The organism is Curtobacterium sp. SORGH_AS_0776, assembly GCF_031453355.1.
Lineage (GTDB): Bacteria > Actinomycetota > Actinomycetes > Actinomycetales > Microbacteriaceae > Curtobacterium.
Genome location: NZ_JAVIYU010000001.1, coordinates 3,768,034 through 3,784,442 on the forward strand (window position 1 = coordinate 3,768,034; position 16,409 = coordinate 3,784,442).

Genomic DNA, 16,409 nt, shown 5'->3' on the forward strand with positions numbered 1-16,409 from the left:
AACCGATGGCGAAGGACGACAGGCTCTACGCCCGCTTTGACATCGCGATGGACGAGCACCCGAAGATCATGCTGCTGTCCGACGCCGGCTTTCGTGCACTTGTCGAAGCGACGTTGTACTCGAGACGTCAGCTGACGGACGGGTTCCTTGCTGCACGTATCGCTGAGCGCAAATGGGGCCGTGACGTCATCGACGAGCTCACCGCCAACGATCCAGAGCGTCCGTCATGGCACCCACATGTGAAGGACGGCGTGGACGGCTACATGATCCACGACTTCGCGGAACACCAGACCACGAACGCGGACATCGAGGCGAAACGCGAGGCCGGGCGTAGGGGCGGGCTAGCAAAAGCTGCCAAAAGGGGTAGCACATCGCTAGCACCTGCTACGGATCTGCTACAGCAAAACGCTAGCACTACCCCTAGTGCACCCCTAGCTATTACAGAGACAGAGACAGAGACAGAGACAGAGACAGAGACAGAAGTACCTACTTCTAACGAAGTAGGTGGAGGTGCGCGCAATCGCGGCACCCGCATCCCCGAGCCGTTCATTGTCGATGGAGCAATGAGGCAGTGGGCCGCGGAGAACACACCAGGCGTGGACGTCGACTTCACGACGGCGAAGTTCGTCGACTACTGGAGAGCTAAGAGCGGCAAGGACGCAGCCAAGGTGAACTGGCGATCGGCTTGGAACAACTGGCTGCGCAACGACTACCAGCGGCTACCCCAGCAGAAGCAGTCGCCGGCACAGAGAGCTGCGTCATTCGTCGGCACGTTCGGCACCAACCAAGTTGCGATTGGAGGCACCGAGTGGACCTAGACGAAACCGCGAAGCTGCTCACCGTCATTGCCGCGTACGACAACCGGAACGTGCAACGCGAAACCGTCATCGTCTGGCAGCAAGCACTCGCACATCTCACGCTCGACGTCGCACAGCAGGCCGTGGTGCTCCACTTCAAGGAGTCCACGGCTTACTTGCTTCCTGGGCATGTGAACGCGGCTGCACGACGCGTACAGGACGCGTTGGAACGGCAGCAGCGGATGTCACGACCGGCACTCGAACCAGCCGCCGTGACACTCGACCGGGCAGCGCATGAAGCCGAGTTCCAGGAAGCGCTCGCCACGTACAGGGCGGCGCGAAACGAAAGGAGCGAGACATGAAGCCGTACTACGAAGACGATCTCGTGACGCTCTACCACGGCGACTGCCTCGAGATCGACATGTGGGCAACCGCAGACACTCTCGTGACAGATCCGCCGTACGGAGTCGATTACGACAGCGGCAGGCAGAGAGACAAGCTAGCCAAGTCGATCCTCAACGACAAGGACACCTCCTTCGGGGACGGTGTCCTTTCACTTTGGGGCGACAAGCCGGCGCTGGTATTCGGGTCGTGGAAGATCCAGCGACCGGCGCACACCAAGGCGCTGCTGATTTGGGATACGAAAGGTGCGCTCGGGATGGGCGACCTGCGCATCCCGTGGAAGCCATCGCACCAGGAGATCTACGTACTCGGTTCCGGCAAGTGGCAGGGAGAACGCGGCTCGGACGTCATCTCGGTTGCTCCGGTGCAGTCGATGGCGAAGAACGGTCGCGTGCACCCGCACCAGAAGCCGCTGCGACTGATGGACGAGCTCATTGCGAAGACGGTCGGCTCGATCGCGGACCCGTTCGCAGGATCGGGCTCGACGCTTATCAGCGCGCAGCGGATGGGGCGGCGAGCGATCGGCGTTGAACTTGACGAGGCGTACTGCGAGAAGGCAGCGATCCGGCTCAGTCAGCATCAGACGCTCGACCTGGGCGAGCTCGCATGACCGATGACGCGTGGGCGAACTTCATCGCCTCCATCGACCCGGTAACGCTCGAACGGGAACGGATGCGCGTTCACGGCAACCTCGAGCACGAACGTCCCGGCAGCAGACAGGACCACGAGATGCGTCACGCGCACGAATGGCTGAAACAGGAACGCATCCGAGACGCCATCGACGACGACATGGCCGGCGAGATTTACCGACTGCAACTCGCAGACGCCGACCGCAACATCCACAACCACATGACCGAACACGACAGAAAGCTCGAAGCGTCCATCGCGGCGTACCGGGCAAGGAAGGCAGCCTGATGGCGAAGATCGAGTACACCGCGTTCGTCGAGGACTGGACGCAGAACAACCCGCAGCATCCCGACTGGGCGATGAAGACCGCAGAGCCGCACCGGAAGCGTGACGGCGACCAGTGGGTGACCACAGCTCGCACGTTCCGCACCGTGAAGGGTGGGTACGCGAACGACCAGCCTGTCCGCATCGACTTCACCCAGTTCCGCAAGGGCGACCGCGTGATCGTCACCGGCACCGAGGTCACTGAGGTTCGTGAGCATGACGGGAAGAAGTACTACGACCTCGTGGTGAAGGCGACCAGTGTTCGCGTGGCTGACCAGAATAACCGCCAGCAGCCCGTCTCGGCCCCGAACACCGCCCCGCAGTCGCAGTGGGACACGCAAGGTGGGAACGGGGCGCATACGGGCGCGCAGGGCTCGTGGGCGACCGCGGGGCAGATTGCGGATGCTGAGGTGCCGTGGTGAACTCCGATGAAGACCTTGATGACGAAGAGTTCTGCGCTCGCTGCTACGCCGGCGTCTGGAGTAGTGAGCATCACGAAAAGTGCGTGACCACCGGATACGCAGAAGAAGGAGAAAGCGCATGAGCACGTGGGAAAACGGCTGGGCTGAATACGGCTACGACAACGCAAGTCACGAAGAGCAGCTGATGTTCAAGCTTGGTTGGCTTGCAGGACGGGAACGCCTCCGCGAAGAGCGGAAGGACTGGGCATCCGAAGCTCAGCGCCTGTCGAAGCCAGAGATGACGGTACTGGTAGAAGTGGGCGATTTACTCGAATCGCGAGATCTGAGCCGTACCGCTCCCGGCACAACCTTTGTTTGTTCGCGATGGACCGGTCTGGCACCAATCGGGGTGGAAGTGCGTGAAGGTGGCAAGCTTTGGGACGTCACGCACGACAAGGAAATCCTTTATACGGACATCGACTACCGCTCGGTGAAGAACTGGGTGACGCCATGACCGATGACGCGTGCCCTACCTGCGGTCCGATCTGCGGCATGCGGGAATTCGGATGGGAGGTGGGCGATGGGTACGCGCTCCGGATGCACGACGAACGCGACGGCATCGGAGCAGGCCCGGACGAATGGCTCGAGACGCCCGTGCGTGTTGAGCGACCGACAGAGGAAGATGAGTGACATGGCAACCTACAACCCCGTCTACCGCAACCGCATCGCCTACCTCGAAAGCCTCGGGTTCAGCGCCGACCAGGTACCCCAAGACGGCTTCCGTGAAGAAGGGCTGATGGTCGTCGGTGCGTGGCCCGAACGTGGCAGCGTGCGCGAAGAAGCAAACAGTATCACGACGACGCTCATCCCTTGGGCAGACGAAGCAACCCGAGCAGGAGCGATGGCAGCACGTCAACGGGACTACGACGAAACGAACGCCGATGGATGACGCACTCGAACACCGCTTCCGCCGCTGGCTAGTCGAAGAAGCAAGCGGCAATGGGCCAGCAGTCACAACGACTGCTGGCCCTCACTCTGTCCAACGGTGGCCGCTCGGACGCGGCACCGACAAGGCGTACTGGGAGGTATACGACTGTGACTAAGTACGTGATGCGACGACGCTGTTTCTGGTGCTGTATCGAACTCAAATGGTGGCAACTCAACGGCTGTGCGGTCTGTCACAGAGCAATGGTGTCGCCGTACGTTGGGCCACCTTTCACATTCGGCGGAAGACTTCACGACGAATCAGGAGCAGAAGATGAGTGACACCCGCCTACTCGACGCCGTGGACGCCCTCACGAAGCCGACCATCGACCACGTGAAGCAGACCACCGACGACGGCGAATACCTGCGCACCGTCCCCGTCGAACACCCGCCACTGCTGCAACAGTTGGCCGATGCGGTCGTGCCGTCCGCTGGGAACGACGGCGGCTCCAAGTCGGCCAGCGCACGGGAACGCAACGTGCTCGACTCGGACGCGCTTTACGACTTGCTGCTCATTCAGAAGCAGCTGATCGACATGTGCGCATGGGTGGACGTAGCAGCCAACCGCAGCGATTTGCCGGCGACATTGCGAGCCTGGTATGCCGCCTACATCGGTAGAGCTCAGTTCGATGCTGAGGGTTGGTACGTCTCGACGCTGAACAAGTGGGCTGGTCAGATTCGGCACCGCATGGAACGGCCCAAGTCATTCGAAGCTGGTTATCCGTGCCCAATCTGCGGGCCGAAGCCGTGGATCGGAACCGATGGCGAGTCGTACCCGAACATGCTGATCGTCGAGTACCCCCGTGACGAACCCGACCTAAGCCATGCGCGGACCATCTGCCGCAACCCGGAATGCCGCGCAGAGTGGAAGGGCCTCGGCGCAATTGAAGAATTGGGAGACGAATTGCGCGAGGCTGTAGAGAAAGTAAGCGGATAGACATATACTGAAACGGCCGGGGAAAGTGGTGGAACACTAACCCCGGCCTAACCGCTCACTTGGGAAGACAAGGAGGGCTGCGATGAAGCCTATCGCATCCATCGAAGCAAGTACTCTCGTCAGGTTCTGGTCAAAGGTCGACAAGTCCGGAGCATGCTGGCTCTGGACCGCCGCGAAGAACAACCACGGCTACGGAAGCTTCTGGGACGGACGCACCCAGCAGTACGCCCATCGGTTCTCGTTCTTCCTGGCAAACGGCTACCTGCCGGCAGAACTCGACCATCTCTGCCGCACGCGTGCCTGCGTGAATCCTCTCCACCTTCAGGATGTCAGCCACCTCGAGAACATGGGGCGCGGCTACTTCGCATCCAAGACGCACTGCGTCAACGGGCATCAGTTCACCCCGGAGAACACCTACCTGACGCGCCGTACTGGGAAGAATGGCGTGACGCGACGTTGCAAGACGTGCCAGAACGCACGTGAGGCCGCCAATCGCAAGCCAGTAGTGCGAATGACCATGGACGAACGCCAGGAAACAGCGAAGGCATCGAAGCGTCGTTGGTACGAGGCGAACAAGGAACGCGTTCGAGCCGCGACCAAGGCCTACAACGCCAGCGAGCAGGGCAAGAAGACCATTGCCGATTGGCGTCAGCGAAAGCTCACCGAGATGACAGCAGATCCGCAACACAAGTACCACGGAAAAACTAGCGGATACACGACAGGCTGCCGATGTGCGCCATGTGCGGAAGCTGGTCGAGAAAACGGACGGCGCTACCGCGCCGCGAAGCGAGAGGAAGACCGATGACCACTCCCACCTCTGAGCAGTACCTGGTGCAGGACTTGCGAACGAAGGCGTCGAACATCAGAGCGGATGCAACTGAAGCAGAGCAGGACTGGATCGAAGTTGCTGAATCGCTTGAAGTCGCCGCCGATCGACTCGAAGCGGTGCGCCAGGAGGTTCTAGACTACGCAGGCTGGTACGAGTACAGCCCGGAGGACTCGTGGCGGTTCGAGCGTGACCTGCGCACGGCGCTCGGCATGAAGCAGTACACCGGAGACGACGAATGACTGAACCGGTAGACACGCACTTTGAATACAGCGAGGCCTCGCGGCGTCTTGCCCGAAAGCTAGCCGATAAGGTCATGGCGAAGATGCTCGAGCGCGGATATGTGGTTGGGTGCGATACTCGCACCAGCCGCATTTGGTACGAACGCCCTAGTGGAAGCCGAGGAGCCGCGTGGGACAACTGGGACGCGATCAAGGAACTCGGGGAAGAACTGAACGAGGTGAGTGAGAGGATATAAGCATGATGGATCAGGTAGAGACGATCTGGGGATACCGACTCGAGGACGGCACGGAGGTCTGGGAAGTTGACCACGGGCACGACGGCATTTGGACACCAGCGCTACCAGCACAAGGCATTCCCGCCATCGATCTGTACAGCGGTCAGGAACGAGATGCAATCCGGAAGGCGCTTAACAACGCCGGACACGTAAACGCCGAGGTGATGTGCGGAGATCTGGCTTCCGGCGACCTTTCGGAAATCGGTGTGTCGCAGTCAGAAAGCACTCCCGACACGCACTGAAATGCTGTACCATCGGAAGTGCGTACCACCAGTGCGCCTTCAAGCCACCAAACCACACCAGGTCGGTGGCTTTACTCATACCCACAAGCAAGCGCGATCATGACGCGCTGACCCCCGCGTCGGGTGCGGAGTGGTGAATACGAGCTGGTAGCCCCGCAGACGCATACGGGGCCTCGATGGGGTGTAGCTCAACGGAAGAGCAGCGGACTCCAAACCCGCCGGCTGCAGGTTCGAATCCTGTCACCCCTGCCATACCGAACGCGCGCTGACCCGTCCGCATAGACGGTGTAAGCGTGACCCCTTTCCCGTTCACGCCAGTCGTCTCCACAACGACCAGCCGGCCCCTGCCAAGTCACCAAAAGGTCAGCGCGGGTGAGGCACGGCGCAACGTGAGCAAAGCGGCTCGAGCGCTGAACGGGAACCAACCACAACGGAGAACGTCATGGAAGACGAGCTCAGCGCGCATAGGACGCGCACCAACCGACGACCCGAGCAGCCACACACCACGCTCGAACAAGACGTCAACGCCATCTTCGAACAGCCGATAGAAGACAGGGACTGATGATCGGACGCATCTTCTGTTGTTTTGGCTGGCACGACTGGGGATATCGCGCGGACCGCATGATCACGCTCCGAGCCAACAGCCGCCTTTTAGCGCGCGATTTCGGAAACTTTTACGGATTCGATTACAGGTGCCTCCGATGCGGAGTAAAGCCGTGAGCAAGCGCGAACGCATCTGGAACATCATCGGCGTGCTGCTCGCCACCATCCTCGTCGGATACGTGCTCTACAGCGCATGGATGAAAGCATCCGGACAATGGTGAGATGCGTGAACTGCGGGGCTGAATACAACTCAAGTATCGCAGCCGAACGATGCTGCACCGAAGAGCAAAGACCGTGGGGCAAGGACGAATGGTGGTAGTTGGTGGCCTGGTCAACCAGTGACCGTAGTTCACGGCTACCTAGCAACTGGGTCAGCATTAAGCGTCAGGTCAAGCAGCGAGCACACGGACGATGCGAGGCGACACGGCACGACCCACGATGCGACGGGCTCGGCACTGACTGCGACCACATCATCGCTGGTGACAACCACTCGCTTATCAACCTGCAATGGCTCAGCGCACCATGCCACAAAGCCAAGACAGCACGCGAGACAGCCGCACGCAACCGCTCGAACGCTGCACTCAAGCGACGACCAGCCGAGCAACACCCCGGACGGAGACACGCATGACCAGCATCAAGATCATCAAGGCAGTCGGCGGCAAGAAGGAAGGCGAAACCTACGATGTTTCGCCCGGAGCAGCTGACTATCTCATCAACACCGGCTATGCTGAAGAGGTCGAGAACACCGCTCGTCGAGGTCGACCCAAGAAGACCACCGACTCCAGCGACTCCGACAAGGGTGGGGGGGTCTCTTCAAAGGAGTCTGGTTCTACCGCCGGATAGCATTTCCGGTCCTGCGTGCGGCTCTTCTGTGTTTTTCCGCCGCGAAAAGCCCTGGTCAGGGTGTCTTTTGGCCTGTTTTGGCCTCTAGTTTCCGGCCGGCGACGGATTGACTGATCCCACTGCATCCCAGTGCTGGCGCGGATTATCCGTAACAGGTAGGCTCAACGGCATGGAGACACGAACCTGCCGTCACTGCGGAGCATCGCTGATGCTGCTGCGCGAAGATGCGCGGTTCTGCTCCGCGAAATGCCGCGTTTACGCCGCCCGTGAGGCCAAGAAGTTGCCAACTGAGATGCGTTCCCGTGATCGGTTCGTGCGGTACTCGAGCAAGAAGGTGCCGCTGACAGTCGCTGGCCGGAACGCTTCGTCGACGAACGCTGCGACGTGGAGCTCACACAAGGATGCGGTCGCGTCTGAGGTTGGCGAGGGTGTCGGGTTCGTCCTTGGTGACGGCATCGGCTGCATCGACTTGGATCACTGCATCGAGGACGGTCGTGTCGCGGACTGGGCGCAAGAAGTGCTGGACAACAACCCCGGCACCTACGTCGAGGTGTCTCGTTCAGGATCTGGTTTGCACGTGTTCGGGCTGCTCACTGAGGGGCCTGGGCGGAATGTACGCGATGGGGTGCGTGCAATCGAGTGGTACTCGGTTGGGCGCTACATCGCTTTGACGGGGCGACGGTTCAACCGTTCCCCATTGTCGCTTGCACCGCTTGTGGTGCCGAGCTTGTAGTTGCGTCCCTGGTGGGCGCTGTTGCGTCCCTGGAGGGCATCATGGCGGTGGCTGCACCGAAGAGTCTGAAGGCTGGCGGCAAGAAGCTGTGGCGTGAGACTACGGGGGCGTATGAGCTCCGTCAGGATGAGTTGGAGACGCTTCGTGCTGCGTGCGGTGAGGTGGATCTGATCACCCGCATGGAGGAAGCGCTTGAGGATGAGCCGCTGACGGTCCTTGGTTCCCAGGGGCAAATTGTGGCGCACCCACTCGTGCAGGAGCTTCGTCAGCATCGTGCGACGTTGGCTCAGCTGTTCGCGAAGCTGAAGCTGCCTGACGAGGCTGGTGAGGGCGCTTCGAACCAGCAGCGGTCTGCTGCTCAGTCGCGTTGGGCGTCCGCGTATGGCAAGGGCGCGTAGTGCTGGCCCTGCCCTTCTGACGAGTGATGACGCTGAGTACGCGGAGATCATCACTTGGTACCGCGAACTGCTGGAGCAGACCGCACCGCCGGCTGAGTTGGCGTGGGAGCCGGTCCGTATCGGCCCGACGTGGCAGTGGGACAACGGTTGGCTACTCCCAGAGGCATCGCTGGGCTGGGAGTTCATGGCTTGGTGCGGCATGTGGCTGCGCGGCAAGAAGGGCCCGTGGCAGTTCACGCCCGAGCAGGCACGCTTCTTGCTGTGGTTCTTCGCGCTCGAGTCGGATGGGCAGTTCTCGTACCACTCGGCGGTTCTGCAGCGGCTGAAGGGCTGGGGTAAGGACCCGATCGCGGCGACGCTCGGTGTCGGGCATCTCTTTGGGCCGACTTTGTTTGACCGCTGGGAGGGTGACCGGCCGATCGGTCGTGACAACCCGAACGCGTGGGTGCAGATGGTTGCTGTGTCGCAGGTTCAGACGCAGAACACGATGAAATTGTTCCCGTCGCTGATCAGCCCTGAAGCACGCAAGCGGTTCGGCATTCAGGTCGGCAAGTTGAACGTGTGGGGCATGGGTGATACCCGTCAGATTGAGGCGGTCACTGCTTCGGTTATGGCGATTGAGGGTGGCCGCCCGACGCTGATCGTGCGTAACGAGACGCAGAACTGGAACGGTTCGAACGGTGGCCACGACATGGCCGGCGCGATCGAGGGTAATGCTGCGAAGGCTGAGATCGGTTTCCCGGCCAGAATGTTGGACATCTGCAATGCGTACCGCCCGGGCGAGGATTCGGTGGGGCAGCGGCAGCGTGAGGCGTATGAGTCCACGTTGGGCTCTGATGATGCGGAGAACGCTGAGTTCGGTGTCATGTACGACTCGCTCGAGGCCCCTCCGGAAGCGCCGTTGACGTTGGACGCTGCGCCGTCTGTCGTGAAGGCGGTTCGCGGTGACGCGGTGTGGCTTGACGCCGAGGGCCGCATCAAGAAGTCGATCGCGAACCCGGTTAACACGCCGAGCGAGTCGCGGCGGAAGTGGTACAACCAGATCACTGCCGCCGAGGATGCGTGGACTGAACCGGCCGAGTTCGACCCATTGAAGGACGTCGACAAGACAGTTGAGGACGGCGAAGAGATCGCCATGTTCCTCGATTGCTCGAAGTCGGATGACGCGACTGGTTTGATCGGTGTCCGAATGTCGGATGGCCACGTGTTCACGATGGGCATGTGGCAGCGTCCGCCTGGCAAGCGCGGCGACGGATGGTTGGCACCCCGCGAAGAGGTCGACGCGACTGTTGACCGCGCGTTCCGCAAGTACCGCGTTGTCGGCTTCTTCGGTGACCCGTCCCATGTGGTCGACGACGAAACGATGGACCGCTACTGGGATCCGCTGTTCGACAAGTGGCACCGCGAGTACCGGTCGAAGCTGCGTGTGTGGGCTTCGGGCACGAAGGGCGGCAAAGGTCACTCGGTCATGTTCGACATGTCCGCACGTGACAACGCACGTGAGTTCGCTGCAGCTGTGGGCTTCACTTTGGAAGAAATTAAGTCCGCTGACTTCACGTACGACGGTGATGCTCGTCTCCGCCGACACGTTCTGAACGCTCGACGTTACCCCGTGCAGGGGTACGTGTCGATCGCGAAGGACGGCCGCGAGTCGCGGAACAAGATCGACCTGGCTATCTGCATGGTCGGTGCCCGCATGGTGCGCCGTCTGATCCTGAACAACTCGAAGAAGAAGGGCGGGCGCGCATGGTGATGTCCCAGGCCAACGTGGTCGCTCTCGCGAAGGATGTTCTGATCCCGGGGTGGCAGCAGGAGAAGCAGCGGCTTGATGCTGCGGACAACTGGGGCCGTTGGAACCCTGACAAGGTGACGATCCCGGCGCATTCCGCTCCGGAGCATCGGGATCTGCGCGACCTGTCCGAGACGCCGTGGTTGATGCTTGTCGTGACGACGATCAACCAGCAGCTGGTGGCCGAGCTCGTGCGATCGTCGCAGTCGGAGGATGTGCAGCCGATTTGGACGCCGTGGCTGCGGAACCGGATGCCGTCTCGACAGCGTGCAATCCACCGGGCGGCGCTCACGTATGGGTACTCGTACTCGACGGTGCTGCCTGGTGAGGTGAACGGTGAGGATGCTGCGGTGATTCGCGGTCATTCTCCCCGTGACCTGTATGCGGTCTACAACGACGCCGTGGTTGACGAGTACCCGGAGTACTTCCTTGAGGTGCACGGCAACCGGTTCGAGGTCGTTGACGACGAGGCTCGGTACACGCTCGTCATGCAGGACGGGAAGCTGCAGTTCGTCACGTTTGACGCGCACGATGTCGGTGTCGCGCCGGCTGTGCGGTACTCGAATCTGATTGACGTTGAGGGTCGCACTCCTGGCGAGGTTGAGCCGTTCATTCCGCTGGCGAAGCGCATCAACAAGACGTCGTACGACCGTCTGCTGACGCAGCATTTCAACTCGTGGAAGATCCGGTACGCGACCGGGCTGGACATGCCTGAGTCGCAGGAGGAACGCGACCGGGTGAAGATGCTGCTCCGCCAGCAGGACATACTGACTGGCGAAGAGGGCGTCACGTTCGGCACGTTGGACGAGACACCGCTTGACGGGTTCATCGCGGCGTGGAAGTCGGACATTGAGGCGCTTGCTGCTGTCTCGCAGACGCCGACGCATGCGCTGACGGGCGAGATGATCAACCTGTCCGCTGACGCGATCGAGGAAGCTCGGTCGATGCTGGATTTGAAGGCGAACGAACGGAAGATCGGGTTCGGCGATTCGCACGCTCAGACACTGCGCCTCGCATCACACGTCGAGGGTCGCGAGCAGGACGCGTCAGACTTCACGCTGACGATTCAGTGGGCGGACCTCGGTTCTCGTTCGCTGTCTCAGGCGGCTGACGCACTCGGGAAGCTGTCAACGCAGCTCGGCATCCCGCCGGAGAAGCTGTGGGACCGCATCCCGTCCGTCACGGCGGAAGAGGCCGCGTCCTGGCTCGAGTACCGGCAGCAGCATCCTTCTTCTGAGCAGCTTCTGGCTGACGCTCTTAGGGGGCAGGCGAATGGCACTGACAGCGCAGGGGCGACGGCTAACTGAAACTAACCGGCTGCTGCAATTGCAGTTGGCGTCTCAAGCTGCTGGTGTGGGGCTAATCCTGTGGGATCAGTTGCAGGCAAGCAACCTAGACGGTTCGACGCCGGAATGGTTGGCGTCGAACACGGCGCTTGCTTCCCGGTACTACGACGAGTCTTCGCGGACCACGGCTGAGTACATCAGCCAGTACCGTGCGGTTGAGGCCGCTGGAAACACGGCACCGGTCCTGGTGCCGACGTTTGATGCGGCCCTCACGGCGCAGATTCTGTTGGTTGCTGGCCCGGTGCGGGTGAAGAACTTCATCAGCCGGGGTTTCTCGGGCTCAAGCGCACTTGCTGCAGCAAAATCCGGGTACGCGGGCATGCTGCGCCGACAGGTGATGATGGGCGGCCGGCAGACAGTCGATCTGACTGCCTCGCAGGATGAGCAGGCTGTTGGTTGGCGGCGTGTATCAGACGGCAACCCGTGCGCGTTCTGCGCCATGTTGTGCTCCCGTGGTCCCGTATACCGGTCGGCATCATCTGCCGGAGATCCGGTGGCGGGGAATGGCCTGCACTACCACGCGCACTGCGGGTGCCACGCCGAGATCGTCTACGGCTCGTGGGAACCGAACGAGCAGGAGCAGGGATTCATCGACGCCTACCAGAAGGCGGCACGTGAAGCGAACGCTGCCGGGTTTGCCCGCACGCAGCAGTCAGTTCTTCCCCGGCTGCGCGCTAACGGCGACTTCCGCGACTCGCCGTCCGTGCGAAACAAGACCACCCAGTCCGACCAGGACGGGTAACCGCTGCCCCGGTGGCAGCCCTACACGCCCCTGGAGGGCCAATGAGTGACACCGCTGACAGCACCGCCACTGAGCAGGAGCAGGCAACCGACACTGAGGTGGACGAGTCGACTGAGACTGAGCAGGAGTCGGAGCAGGAAGCACCCTCGTTCGACGCCGATAAGGCGCGCGAGAAGATCCGCAAGCTGAACTCTGAGAGCAAGAACCTGCGTGAGCGTGCCGTGAAGGCCGAGCAGCAGGCGAAGGAGAACGCCGACAACGGCGAGCGGCTGACGGCCCTGGAGGCCGAGAACCTGCGTCTCCGCATCGGAGTGAAGCACGGCCTTCCCGAGTCCCTGGTGAAGCGCCTCTCCGGTTCAACCGAAGAGGAACTGCTGCAGGACGCGGAAGAGCTCATGGAGCTGTTCAAGGGCAAGACCGTGCCCACGAACCAGCCGAAGGAGCGTCTGCGTGGCGGTGGTGACCCCACCGCTGAGGCAGACCCGACTGCGGATCTCGACAAGTTCGCGGCTGAAGCATTCCGCCGCTAGGCACCCCGTCCCGGTGGTGCTGAACCACTTTCTCATCTAGGAGGCCCACCGTGGCACACAACCTCTACACCCCGGAGCAGGCTGCTCGCGCCACGCTTGCGTCTCTCCGGTACCTCACCAACCTTCCGCGCACCGTCCGACAGGACTTCAGCAACGAGTTCGTTGCTGGTCGCGGCCAGACCGTGAACGTTCTCGGCCCCATCTCGGCCGGTACTGCTCACGTGTACACGAAGGCGAACCGTGACGCCCGTCAGGCGATCCAGTTCAACGACCTCACGCAGAACTGGTTCCCGGTGACGCTTGAGGACCAGGTGTACAACGCGATCCGTCTCCCCGACGACTTCGCCACGTTCACCATCACGGACCTCACCCAGCAGGTTCTCATCCCGCAGGCGGAGTCGGTCGTTGACCAGCTCGCTGCGCCGCTCATCGCGGAGATGGTCGCCATCGGCACCGACGCCTCGATCCCCGAGGTTGCGGACGACGGCTCCAACTTCCGTACCGCGCTGATCAAGGCTCGGCAGGTGCTCAACGACCGGAAGATCCCGGCCGGCGGTCGCACCCTCGCGGTCGGCCCCGGCATGGAGGCCGCTGCGCTGCAGGACGAGCTGCTGCAGAAGGTCAACGAGTCCGGCTCGGGCGACACCCTCCGGAACGCAACCATCGGCCAGCTGTTCGGCTTCACCATCGTCGCTGACCCGACGCTTCCGGATGACTTCGGCATCGCGTACAACCGTGACGCGTTCGCCCACGTCACCCGCCCGTCGAAGCAGCCGCAGGGTGCCGCTTACTCGGCCACGGTCGCGCAGGACGGTTACGCCCTCCGCTGGATCCAGCACTACAACCCGCTGCAGCTCGAGGACCAGTCGGTCGTGGACACCTTCTTCGGTGCCGCAACGCTCGACGCGAACCGGGCTGTCTCGCTCAAGCTGGCGGCGTAATGGCTGCCCCGGCGACTCTGGCCGGGGTTAGCGATCTTGCCGACTGGCTCGGTGAGCCAATCGCTGATGGCACGGACGACGCTAAGCGCGCCGCTCTGTGCCTTCGGCTGGCGTCTGCCCTGGTTCGTAAGGAATCAGGGCAGACATGGCTCAACGATGACGGCTCCCTCAAGCCCGTTCCAGAGGAAGCTTTCACGGTCACGCTGTACTGCGCGTCTCGGGTGTTCGACAACCGGAACGCGCAGACGTCGGGTGGGCTCGACGATTACAGCGAGGGTTGGAAGGTCGACGAGTCCGGCGCGTATCTCACGGCGACGGAGCGGCGCACGCTCGGTTCGCTTCGAACGTCGAACACGTTCGGAGGTTTGGGGACCGTAGCAACCACACGGGGCGAGTGGCGTCCTGACGCGGCCGGCTGGGTTCCCACTGGCACGCCGAACGTTTTCTTCCCCTGGTACTAGGAGGTGGTCACGTGCGAGCAGCACGAATCCTCGCACGTGGCCGCACCCTGGCTGCAGAGTTCATGACCGACCGATGCGTCATTGGCACCCAGTCGTCGGACCAGGTTCAAAACCCCGACACCCTGGAATACGAGTACGTCTTCACCGAGGCGTACAGCGGCCCTTGCCGGTTCAAAGCAGGCAACGTTCAAGCTTCCGATATCGAGTCGGCCACACAGCTGCTCGTCACCCAGTTGGCGACGCTGAGCCTCCCGATCGACGGGTCAGGTGGCGTGCGGAACGGCATGCTCGTCCGCATCACCGAATCGGCAACTGATCCGGCGCTACCCGGCACTGAAGCGACGATCAAAGCGCCGTTCAAGTCGTCGTATGCGACCGCACGGCGCTTCGCATCGGAGGTGACAAGTGGCTGACGACCTGTACTCACTTGCGCGTGATCTTGGCGAGATCCCAAAGGAAACTGGCCCGTTCGTGCGCAAGGCGATTGAAGTAACTGCTCGGCGCATCAAGGATCAGATCAAGGACGACTACAGCGGGGCGCGGAACCTGGGGGGCGCTTCCCGATCCATCTCCTATGACCTTCACGGTTCAACGGGGGCACGGCTCGGCGGCATCTCCGCCGAGATTGGCCCCGAGCTCGGTGGGCAGGGTTCCGTTGTCGGCCTGGTCGACGCGGGTCGGCCGGGTCAGCCGGGTAAGCACCGCATTCCGAAGGCTCTCGCTGACAATGCTGACGACTTTGAGGCGGGTCTAGACAAGGCCATCGATGACGGTCTAAAGGCGGCGGGCTTATGACTGCTGCTGAGAATGCCGCGTTGAAAGCTCTGGTGCTGACTGAATCGACGTTCGCTCCCGCCGGCAAGCTGTACACGGGCCGCGCGGTGACGACTGACGGTAAGCCGATCACGAACACGTGGTACGTGGTGATTCAGCCGGGCGCGGATGACGACTCGCAGGAGCGCCAGACGGGTCGCGTACGTGAACCGTCGCCCATCGACCACGTTTCAGTGTGTGGGAACAACACCGGATCAGGCGATCAGCGTCACAGAGCGTTTGGACAAGGTGCTGCGTCCGAATGGTCGCGGCGTGCGTTTGAGCGTCCCAAGCGAGCGCACAGGGCCGCTGCGGCGTGACTACATCGGTCCGGCGCAGATCGACCCGGACACCTCGCCGCCGATGTGGTTTCAGACCGTTGAGTACAGCTTCGACGCGCAACCCGCCCCCACTTCTTAACCCCGCTTCGGCGGGGTTTTCGCATGTAAGGAGCAATCCGCATGGACGACAACCACGTCCTCGTGTACGGCCCGCATGGGCTGCACATGGAGGTTCACAAGACCACTCAGGCGTCTATGCCTGAGCGCTTCCCGCTCGTGGGAGAGAAGCCCTCCGCATCCGCGGACGGGAAGACGCAGAAGCAGAAGAAGGAGCCTGAGAATGGCAATTGACACGACTGGACAGTCCCTGTCCGTTGGTACTGAGGGCAACCTCCTGGTGATGTTCGCTCCGGCGAGCATCCTCACGGCTGGTAAGTCGCTCACGGATATCACGGTGACGCAGCTGAACTCGGCGTCGTTCGTGGATGTCACGTACGACCTGACTGCTGGTTCGGGTTGGGCTGAGACGACTTCGCAGGAGACGATCTCGGATGACCGTCTGACGGCGACTGAGACGTTCGCGCAGCCGGGCAAGGTCACGAATGGCCTGACCGTGCAGTACGTGTACGGCGACGAGTCGGCAAAGGCTGACGACACGCTCGTTGAGGACGAAGCGCTGATCGCTGCGGTGCGTTGGGCGACTGACCACGATGAGGCGATCACTACGACCAGCAAGTTCGACTTCTGGTACGTGAAGGCGGGCAAGAAGCAGCGTGACCAGGCTGCGGCTAACTCGGTGTTCACGAAGACGCAGGTGCTGTACCCGCTGCAGAAGGTGCAGCGCGACGTCACCCCGGCTACCGGCTCCTGAT

Annotated in this window: 23 protein-coding genes; all 23 read left to right on the forward strand. The window is 62.0% G+C overall.

Annotated features, from left to right (window positions below):
* Window positions 1-5: 5 nt before the first annotated feature.
* The 23 genes from QE359_RS18435 to QE359_RS18545 all read left to right on the forward strand — a co-directional run bounded on the left by QE359_RS18435 (window position 6) and on the right by QE359_RS18545 (window position 16,408).
* Window positions 6-818 (forward strand): hypothetical protein, encoded by an 813-nt coding sequence (locus QE359_RS18435; RefSeq protein ID WP_309780280.1) that lies wholly within the window; start codon window positions 6-8, stop codon window positions 816-818.
* Window positions 809-1,159 (forward strand): hypothetical protein, encoded by a 351-nt coding sequence (locus QE359_RS18440; protein WP_309780281.1) that lies wholly within the window; start codon window positions 809-811, stop codon window positions 1,157-1,159. The genes QE359_RS18435 and QE359_RS18440 overlap by 10 nt, the downstream gene beginning before the upstream one ends.
* Complete coding sequence (locus QE359_RS18445; RefSeq protein WP_309780282.1) at window positions 1,156-1,809, forward strand: site-specific DNA-methyltransferase; 654 nt, start codon at window positions 1,156-1,158, stop codon at window positions 1,807-1,809. Before QE359_RS18440 ends, QE359_RS18445 begins: the two co-directional genes overlap by 4 nt.
* Entirely contained in the window at window positions 1,806-2,114 is a 309-nt protein-coding gene (locus QE359_RS18450) for a hypothetical protein (protein ID WP_309780283.1), read from the forward strand. The genes QE359_RS18445 and QE359_RS18450 overlap by 4 nt, the downstream gene beginning before the upstream one ends.
* Complete coding sequence (locus QE359_RS18455) at window positions 2,114-2,572, forward strand: hypothetical protein (protein WP_309780284.1); 459 nt, start codon at window positions 2,114-2,116, stop codon at window positions 2,570-2,572. Before QE359_RS18450 ends, QE359_RS18455 begins: the two co-directional genes overlap by 1 nt.
* A gap of 118 nt (window positions 2,573-2,690) precedes the next feature.
* Window positions 2,691-3,065 carry a hypothetical protein gene (locus tag QE359_RS18460; RefSeq protein ID WP_309780285.1) on the forward strand — a complete coding sequence of 125 codons (375 nt, stop codon included), beginning with the start codon at window positions 2,691-2,693 and terminating at the stop codon, window positions 3,063-3,065.
* A gap of 177 nt (window positions 3,066-3,242) precedes the next feature.
* On the forward strand, window positions 3,243-3,500 hold the full coding sequence (locus tag QE359_RS18465; protein ID WP_309780286.1) for a hypothetical protein: 258 nt from the start codon (window positions 3,243-3,245) through the stop codon (window positions 3,498-3,500).
* A 309-nt stretch (window positions 3,501-3,809) separates the two neighbouring features.
* Complete coding sequence (locus tag QE359_RS18470; protein WP_309780287.1) at window positions 3,810-4,472, forward strand: hypothetical protein; 663 nt, start codon at window positions 3,810-3,812, stop codon at window positions 4,470-4,472.
* An 82-nt stretch (window positions 4,473-4,554) separates the two neighbouring features.
* On the forward strand, window positions 4,555-5,277 hold the full coding sequence (locus QE359_RS18475) for an HNH endonuclease (protein WP_309780288.1): 723 nt from the start codon (window positions 4,555-4,557) through the stop codon (window positions 5,275-5,277).
* Entirely contained in the window at window positions 5,274-5,540 is a 267-nt protein-coding gene (locus tag QE359_RS18480; RefSeq protein ID WP_309780289.1) for a hypothetical protein, read from the forward strand. Before QE359_RS18475 ends, QE359_RS18480 begins: the two co-directional genes overlap by 4 nt.
* A 238-nt stretch (window positions 5,541-5,778) precedes the next feature.
* Entirely contained in the window at window positions 5,779-6,057 is a 279-nt protein-coding gene (locus QE359_RS18485; protein ID WP_309780290.1) for a hypothetical protein, read from the forward strand.
* A gap of 1,227 nt (window positions 6,058-7,284) precedes the next feature.
* Window positions 7,285-7,503 carry a hypothetical protein gene (locus QE359_RS18490; protein WP_309780291.1) on the forward strand — a complete coding sequence of 73 codons (219 nt, stop codon included), beginning with the start codon at window positions 7,285-7,287 and terminating at the stop codon, window positions 7,501-7,503.
* Between the two features lie 169 nt (window positions 7,504-7,672).
* Window positions 7,673-8,236 (forward strand): hypothetical protein, encoded by a 564-nt coding sequence (locus QE359_RS18495; protein WP_309780292.1) that lies wholly within the window; start codon window positions 7,673-7,675, stop codon window positions 8,234-8,236.
* Window positions 8,237-8,277: 41 nt separating this feature from the next.
* On the forward strand, window positions 8,278-8,634 hold the full coding sequence (locus tag QE359_RS18500; protein ID WP_309780293.1) for a P27 family phage terminase small subunit: 357 nt from the start codon (window positions 8,278-8,280) through the stop codon (window positions 8,632-8,634).
* Window positions 8,618-10,387 carry a terminase gene (locus QE359_RS18505; protein WP_309780294.1) on the forward strand — a complete coding sequence of 590 codons (1,770 nt, stop codon included), beginning with the start codon at window positions 8,618-8,620 and terminating at the stop codon, window positions 10,385-10,387. The genes QE359_RS18500 and QE359_RS18505 overlap by 17 nt, the downstream gene beginning before the upstream one ends.
* On the forward strand, window positions 10,381-11,730 hold the full coding sequence (locus QE359_RS18510; protein ID WP_309780295.1) for a phage portal protein: 1,350 nt from the start codon (window positions 10,381-10,383) through the stop codon (window positions 11,728-11,730). Before QE359_RS18505 ends, QE359_RS18510 begins: the two co-directional genes overlap by 7 nt.
* The gene (locus QE359_RS18515) at window positions 11,696-12,511 is read left to right on the forward strand and encodes a hypothetical protein (RefSeq protein ID WP_309780297.1); all 816 of its coding nucleotides are present in this window, start codon (window positions 11,696-11,698) and stop codon (window positions 12,509-12,511) included. The genes QE359_RS18510 and QE359_RS18515 overlap by 35 nt, the downstream gene beginning before the upstream one ends.
* A gap of 41 nt (window positions 12,512-12,552) precedes the next feature.
* Complete coding sequence (locus QE359_RS18520) at window positions 12,553-13,041, forward strand: hypothetical protein (protein WP_309780298.1); 489 nt, start codon at window positions 12,553-12,555, stop codon at window positions 13,039-13,041.
* 50 nt (window positions 13,042-13,091) lie between these two features.
* The gene (locus tag QE359_RS18525) at window positions 13,092-13,982 is read left to right on the forward strand and encodes a P22 phage major capsid protein family protein (protein WP_309780299.1); all 891 of its coding nucleotides are present in this window, start codon (window positions 13,092-13,094) and stop codon (window positions 13,980-13,982) included.
* A gap of 472 nt (window positions 13,983-14,454) precedes the next feature.
* Window positions 14,455-14,856 (forward strand): DUF6093 family protein, encoded by a 402-nt coding sequence (locus QE359_RS18530; protein ID WP_309780300.1) that lies wholly within the window; start codon window positions 14,455-14,457, stop codon window positions 14,854-14,856.
* Window positions 14,849-15,238, forward strand: coding sequence for a hypothetical protein (locus tag QE359_RS18535; RefSeq protein ID WP_309780302.1), 390 nt, complete (start codon window positions 14,849-14,851; stop codon window positions 15,236-15,238). Before QE359_RS18530 ends, QE359_RS18535 begins: the two co-directional genes overlap by 8 nt.
* A 479-nt stretch (window positions 15,239-15,717) precedes the next feature.
* Window positions 15,718-15,888, forward strand: coding sequence for a hypothetical protein (locus QE359_RS18540; protein WP_309780303.1), 171 nt, complete (start codon window positions 15,718-15,720; stop codon window positions 15,886-15,888).
* Window positions 15,878-16,408, forward strand: a complete 531-nt coding sequence (locus QE359_RS18545) for a hypothetical protein (protein WP_309780304.1) — start codon at window positions 15,878-15,880, stop codon at window positions 16,406-16,408. Before QE359_RS18540 ends, QE359_RS18545 begins: the two co-directional genes overlap by 11 nt.
* Window position 16,409 lies beyond the last annotated feature (1 nt).

What these genes read in the sequence shown, in the direction of transcription:
- QE359_RS18445 (WP_309780282.1), top strand. Translation starts at nt 1,156, where the DNA reads ATGAAGCCGTACTACGAAGACGATCTCGTGACGCTCTACCACGGCGAC.
- QE359_RS18540 (WP_309780303.1), top strand. Translation starts at nt 15,718, where the DNA reads ATGGACGACAACCACGTCCTCGTGTACGGCCCGCATGGGCTGCACATG.
- QE359_RS18500 (WP_309780293.1), top strand. Translation starts at nt 8,278, where the DNA reads ATGGCGGTGGCTGCACCGAAGAGTCTGAAGGCTGGCGGCAAGAAGCTG.
- QE359_RS18515 (WP_309780297.1), top strand. Translation starts at nt 11,696, where the DNA reads ATGGCACTGACAGCGCAGGGGCGACGGCTAACTGAAACTAACCGGCTG.
- QE359_RS18465 (WP_309780286.1), top strand. Translation starts at nt 3,243, where the DNA reads ATGGCAACCTACAACCCCGTCTACCGCAACCGCATCGCCTACCTCGAA.
- QE359_RS18505 (WP_309780294.1), top strand. Translation starts at nt 8,618, where the DNA reads ATGGCAAGGGCGCGTAGTGCTGGCCCTGCCCTTCTGACGAGTGATGAC.
- QE359_RS18510 (WP_309780295.1), top strand. Translation starts at nt 10,381, where the DNA reads ATGGTGATGTCCCAGGCCAACGTGGTCGCTCTCGCGAAGGATGTTCTG.
- QE359_RS18475 (WP_309780288.1), top strand. Translation starts at nt 4,555, where the DNA reads ATGAAGCCTATCGCATCCATCGAAGCAAGTACTCTCGTCAGGTTCTGG.
- QE359_RS18520 (WP_309780298.1), top strand. Translation starts at nt 12,553, where the DNA reads ATGAGTGACACCGCTGACAGCACCGCCACTGAGCAGGAGCAGGCAACC.
- QE359_RS18450 (WP_309780283.1), top strand. Translation starts at nt 1,806, where the DNA reads ATGACCGATGACGCGTGGGCGAACTTCATCGCCTCCATCGACCCGGTA.
- QE359_RS18435 (WP_309780280.1), top strand. Translation starts at nt 6, where the DNA reads ATGGCGAAGGACGACAGGCTCTACGCCCGCTTTGACATCGCGATGGAC.
- QE359_RS18495 (WP_309780292.1), top strand. Translation starts at nt 7,673, where the DNA reads ATGGAGACACGAACCTGCCGTCACTGCGGAGCATCGCTGATGCTGCTG.
- QE359_RS18455 (WP_309780284.1), top strand. Translation starts at nt 2,114, where the DNA reads ATGGCGAAGATCGAGTACACCGCGTTCGTCGAGGACTGGACGCAGAAC.
- QE359_RS18480 (WP_309780289.1), top strand. Translation starts at nt 5,274, where the DNA reads ATGACCACTCCCACCTCTGAGCAGTACCTGGTGCAGGACTTGCGAACG.
- QE359_RS18470 (WP_309780287.1), top strand. Translation starts at nt 3,810, where the DNA reads ATGAGTGACACCCGCCTACTCGACGCCGTGGACGCCCTCACGAAGCCG.
- QE359_RS18485 (WP_309780290.1), top strand. Translation starts at nt 5,779, where the DNA reads ATGATGGATCAGGTAGAGACGATCTGGGGATACCGACTCGAGGACGGC.
- QE359_RS18490 (WP_309780291.1), top strand. Translation starts at nt 7,285, where the DNA reads ATGACCAGCATCAAGATCATCAAGGCAGTCGGCGGCAAGAAGGAAGGC.
- QE359_RS18460 (WP_309780285.1), top strand. Translation starts at nt 2,691, where the DNA reads ATGAGCACGTGGGAAAACGGCTGGGCTGAATACGGCTACGACAACGCA.
- QE359_RS18545 (WP_309780304.1), top strand. Translation starts at nt 15,878, where the DNA reads ATGGCAATTGACACGACTGGACAGTCCCTGTCCGTTGGTACTGAGGGC.